Source organism: Ornithinimicrobium sp. (assembly GCF_030537745.1).
GTDB lineage: Bacteria > Actinomycetota > Actinomycetes > Actinomycetales > Dermatophilaceae > Ornithinicoccus.
Genome location: NZ_JAUNVI010000080.1, coordinates 5,497 through 10,333 on the forward strand (window position 1 = coordinate 5,497; position 4,837 = coordinate 10,333).

4 protein-coding genes and 1 pseudogene are annotated in these 4,837 nt (G+C 72.6%); all 5 read right to left on the reverse strand.

Annotation, left to right across the window (positions count from 1 at the left end):
- Positions 1 to 771, reverse strand: a pseudogene (locus Q4P07_RS12875) (hypothetical protein); the annotation flags it as partial.
- On the reverse strand, positions 768 to 1,961 hold the full coding sequence (locus Q4P07_RS12880) for a pyridoxal phosphate-dependent aminotransferase (protein WP_303375316.1): 1,194 nt from the start codon (positions 1,959 to 1,961) through the stop codon (positions 768 to 770). The pseudogene Q4P07_RS12875 and the gene Q4P07_RS12880, both read right to left, overlap by 4 nt.
- Positions 1,958 to 2,818: a 2,3,4,5-tetrahydropyridine-2,6-dicarboxylate N-succinyltransferase gene (locus tag Q4P07_RS12885; RefSeq protein ID WP_303375317.1), complete on the reverse strand. Its 861-nt coding sequence runs from the start codon at positions 2,816 to 2,818 to the stop codon at positions 1,958 to 1,960. The genes Q4P07_RS12880 and Q4P07_RS12885 overlap by 4 nt, the downstream gene beginning before the upstream one ends.
- Positions 2,815 to 3,810, reverse strand: a complete 996-nt coding sequence (gene dapA, locus Q4P07_RS12890) for a 4-hydroxy-tetrahydrodipicolinate synthase (protein WP_303375318.1) — start codon at positions 3,808 to 3,810, stop codon at positions 2,815 to 2,817. The genes Q4P07_RS12885 and dapA overlap by 4 nt, the downstream gene beginning before the upstream one ends.
- Positions 3,807 to 4,610, reverse strand: a complete 804-nt coding sequence (locus tag Q4P07_RS12895) for a 4-hydroxy-tetrahydrodipicolinate reductase (RefSeq protein WP_303375319.1) — start codon at positions 4,608 to 4,610, stop codon at positions 3,807 to 3,809. Before Q4P07_RS12895 ends, dapA begins: the two co-directional genes overlap by 4 nt.
- Positions 4,611 to 4,837 lie beyond the last annotated feature (227 nt).

Below are 4,837 nucleotides of genomic sequence, written 5' to 3' on the forward strand. Positions count from 1 at the left end.
CCCGGCCCCCAGGGAGCGGACGTCGAGGGTGGGCTGCGCCACGGCATACCTGACTCCGAGCCCGCCGCCGAGATCGACGAGGTCAAGGTCATGCCCGAGCAGCCCCTGGAGCCGGTGCCCGATGCGCAGCACCGTCCGGTGGTTGGTGAGCAGCTTGCCCGCGTCAAGCTCGTTGCTGGCGGCGAAGACCTGCAGTCCGCTGATCTGCACGCGGTCGAAGCGTGCGGCCTCGCGCACGAACTCTTCCACCACCTCCTCGTCCACGCCGAAGGCACTCGGCCCGCCACCACCGATGATGGTCGCGACCTCCGACACACCCTCGAGCGGATTGACCCGGACGTTGACCCGCAGCGGGCTCGATCCGGTGTGGAGGATATGCAGTCGCTCGACGTCCTCGAGGCCGTCCACCTGGATCCGGGCACCGGCGAAGAGGGCGGCGTGCAGGTCGCGCTCGGACTTGGCCGGGCCAGCGAAGACCATCCCCGCTCCGGTGCCGCCGGCGGCGAGCACCGTCGACACCTCACCGGCCGAGGCACAGTCAAACCACGCGCCCAGTGCCGAGAACGCCTCCAGCATCGGCAGGCCGGGATTGGACTTGACGGCGTAGGCGAGCCGGACGCGGGCGGGCAGCGACGCCCGGAGCCGGCGGTAGCGGACGCGCGCCAGGTCGAGGTCGTAGGCGAAGAACGGCGAGGGGTGCTCTAGCGCCAGCCTCAGCAGCGTGGCCTCGTTGAAAGCGAACAGGTCGGTCGTCGCAGCGGTCAAAATCATGCCTCCCACCAGGGCGCCAGCCGCCCCAGTCCTTGCCGCAGCTCGTCGATCGGGCCGCCGAGGCTGACCCTGAGGTAGCCATCTCCAGCTGGACCGAAAGCAGTGCCGGGGATCGTGGTGACCAGGCTGGTGTCACGCACGCGCAGGGCGAAGGCTGCAGTGTCCACGGCCGGTATGTCGTCCGGCACTGGGAGCCAGAGGTAGAAGCCGGCTCGAGGGTCGCCGTGGGCGCGACCGGCGGCCTGGTCGGCGCGGTCGAGGAGCCTGGGAGCCGTCGCCGCCAGGGCCAGCCAGCGTGCCTCGATCTCCTGCCGGGCGGCCGGCAGCACGGTGTCCGCGTCCTGGAGCAGCGCGGTCGCCGCGGCCTGCGAGGGTCGGGACGGAGCTGTCGTCATCGCGTTGTGCACCATCCGTGCCGCGGTCAGCACCTGGGGATCACCGACCGCCCAGCCGACTCGGAGCCCTGGCGCGCCGTAGGCCTTGCTCACCGAGCCGAGGACCACCCCACCCTCGGGTCCGACGACGTCGTGCAGGGAGGCGGGGCGGGCACCGAGCCACAGCTCGCCATACACCTCGTCGCTGACCAGGAGCACGCCTCGCTCGGCGCAGGCGGCCGCGACCGCCCTGAGCTGGTCCGCGTCCGCGACCGCGCCGGTGGGGTTGGCGGGATGGTTGATGACCAGCAGCGACACCCGTTCGTGGGCCGTCAACGCGGCGATCACCAGGGCCGCGTCCAGCCGACCGCCGGGTCCGAGCGCGTAGGTGGCCGGGTGCGCCTGGGCGAGTCGGGCCAGCGAGGGGTAGGAGACAAAGCCGGGGTCTGGCACCAGCACGGTGCTGCCGGCCTCCACGTGGGTCAGGAAGAGGGCGCACAGGGCCGCCTGGCTGCCCGAGGTGAGCATCACGTGCTCCGCGGTCAGGCCTTGGAGGTCGTGATCGTCCCCGTGCCGGTTCACGATGGCCTCCACGAGCTCGACGCTGGAGGTGTTGGGACCGTAGGGCATGGGGCCGCAGGCCGCGCCGACCTGCGACAGCGCGGCCCTCGCCGCTGCCGGTAGTGCCCAGCCCGGCTCGCCTAGGCCCAGGCTGATGGTGCCTGCCGGGGCGCCCACCGCCATCTCTCGGATCGGGGAGAGCCCTACTCGCGCACTCTGGGTGCTGGCGCCGTCGCTGCTTCTGGTGCCCCTCACCGCAACGACTCCTCCAGCACGGTCGCGGCGTCGGTCGAGTCGTCGCGATACTTGACGATGACCGGCGCGTAGAGCGAGAGGCCGAGGACGGCGGCGTAGTCGCCCCTCGCGGGCCGCGAGCCGGGCACGACGACCGCGCCCTCCGGGACCTCGCCGCGCCACTCGGTCTGACGGACCAGGTCGAAGATCGTCGTGCTCGACGTCAGCGACACGCCTGGAGCGAGCACCGCCCGGGTGCGGACGACCACGCCTTCGTAGAGCCCGCACTGGGCGCCCACGAAGACGTCGTCCTCCACCACGACGGGTCGAGCCCCGATGGGCTCGAGCACGCCACCGAGCTGGACCGCCGTGGACAGGTGCACCCCGCGGCCCACCTGGGCGCAGGAGCCGACCAGCACGTGACTGTCGATCATCGAGCCGGCCCCGACGTGGCCGCCGACGTTGACGTAGGTCGGCGGCATCACGACGACACCCTGCGCCAAGTGCGCGCCACGGCGCACGGAGGTGCCGCCGGGGACGAGCCGGACGCCGTCGCGGAGCGAGAACTCGCGGGCGGGCACCAGCGACTTGTCGACCGCGCCACCTGGCCAGTCCAGCTCCACGGTCGCGCTGTGCCGGAAGGCGGCCAGGATGCCCCGCTTGACCCAGGCGTGGGTCCGCCAGGTGCCGTCCTCGTCGCGGGTGGCCGCGCGGACGGATCCGTCCTGGAGGGCCTGGAGCAGCTGCTCGACGCGGGCGAGGATCTCGGCGTCGGCGGCGTCGGTGGCGTCACGCTTCGGGTCGAAGAAGTCCGCCAGCTCGCGGTAGCCCTGGTCTTCGCCGAGCCGTTGCGGGTCGGCGGTGTGCGTCAGGCTCATGACGCCAGCGCCGCGGGGCTGGCCGGGACGAACGGCCAGGGTTGCGCCGGCATGCTGCGCCGGGCGGACAGCAGCCCCCCGAGTGCCCGGTGCACCTGGGTCCAAGTGTCCGGCTCTGCCGGAGAGAGCGGCAGCCGGACCGTGGCGGAGCTGATCCCGAGGCAGGCCAGGGCCGCCTTGACGGGCACCGGGTTGGTCTCGACGAACATCGCTGTCATCAGCGGCGCGAGGAGCGCGGCGCTGGCTCGCGCGCCGGCCAGGTCCGAGCGCAGGGCGGCCTGGACCAGCTCGCGGGTCTCGATCGGGGCCACATTGGCGCACACGGACACCAGCCCGCGCGCGCCGAGCGCGATGGCGGGCAGCGCGAGATCGTCGTCGCCGCAGAGGACGGCCCGCTCCGGGGGCGCCTCCCGACACAACCGGGCGAGCTGGCGGACATCGCCGCTGCTCTCCTTGAGCCCGACCACCTGGTCGATCGCCCAGAGCTGCGCCATCGCCTCGGGCGTGAGGTTGCAGCCGGTCCGACCGGGCACGTTGTAGGCGATGATCGGCAGATCCGGGACGCTGTCCGCGACCGCCCGGAAGTGCGCCACCAGCCCGCTGACCTGCGGCTTGTTGTAGAACGGGGTCACGACGAGGAGGGCGTCCGCGCCTGCGCCCCGGGCCTGCAGCGCGAGGTCGCAGGCTCGGTCGGTGTCGTTGGCGCTGACGCCGGCGACCACGGGCACGTCGCCAGCCATCGTCACCGCCGCACGGATCAGGGCGACCCGTTCGGTGTCCGAGACCGTCGCGGCCTCGCCGGTGGATCCCAGGACGAGCAGCCAGTCCACCCCGTCGCCACCGGCGAGCACATGCTCGATGAGACGGGCGTAGGCGGCGTGGTCGACCTGCGGCTTTCGCGCGCCACCCACGGCGTCGGTGCCGGTCGTGAACGGTGTCGCCAGGGCGACGCCGAGACCGGTGAACGGGGTGGCGGTGAGGCTGCTGGTCATCTCAGGCCTTCCTTCGGGGGTGTGGATGGTGCAGGGAGGGTGTCGGGGTGGTGAACGGACGGAGCCGGGTGTCGCGAGGAGGGGCGGAGCAGGGAGTCGAGGGCGTCCTCGGCGAGGTCGTCGAGGGTATGGAGCCCCGCTGGTCGGGTGGCCAGCCACCGCGCCGCCGCGAGGGCGCCGTGGGCGAAGAGGGAGCGGTCGTGGGCGACGTGGCGCACGCTGATGGTCTCCAGCTCGGAGGCGACGAGCACCTCGTGATCGCCGATGACCGAGCCGACCCGCAGGCTGGTGGTCTGGATCGCGGTGGCCTCACGACCTGCGCCGGTCGCCAGCGCTTCCCGCAGGCTGAGGGCGGTGCCGCTGGGGGAGTCGGCCTTGCCCCGGTGGTGGGTCTCGGAGATCGCCAGGTCGACAGGGACTGGCGCGGTGGCGGCATACCCGCCGAGCACGACGGCAAGACGACGCACGAGCGCGACCCCGAGGGCGAAGTTGGGGGCGATCAGCACGGGCGCCTCGCCGCAGGCGGCCTCGTCGACGAGGTGCGGGTCCCATCCGGTCGTCCCGATCACCAGCGCGGTGCCGGTGGTGCGCGCCCAGCTCAGGCGCTGCGCGACCGTGTCCGCGTGGCTGACGTCGATGGCGACCTCCACGGGCGGCAGTCCTGCGAGCCTCCCCGGCGCGCCCTCACTGGTGCCGCGCCCGACGCTCCAGGTGACCTCGACGTCGTCGCGGAGCGCGGCAGCGGCCCGGATCGCCGAGCCGAGGCGTCCGGTGCCGAAAAGGCCGATGGTGAGGGTCACAAGATGAGTATGGACCCGAAAATTCCGCCCCACAAACCACGTTTTCGCAGGTCAGCGACGGTTTACGGCTGGTGCGCCGGCTGCCGGAGGATCGTCCTGTCAGGGTGGGTGGACCACGGACGATCGGCCGTGATCGGCCCTTAAATCGCGACGGTCAGGTCAGGGCCGGACGAGCCCGGACCGGTAGACCAGGGCCACCAGCGCAGCCCGGTCGCGCGAGCCGGTCT

Bases quoted from the DNA above. Each gene is read 5' to 3' on its own strand.
- Q4P07_RS12885 (WP_303375317.1), bottom strand. From the start codon at position 2,818: ATGAGCCTGACGCACACCGCCGACCCGCAACGGCTCGGCGAAGACCAG.
- dapA (WP_303375318.1), bottom strand. From the start codon at position 3,810: ATGACCAGCAGCCTCACCGCCACCCCGTTCACCGGTCTCGGCGTCGCC.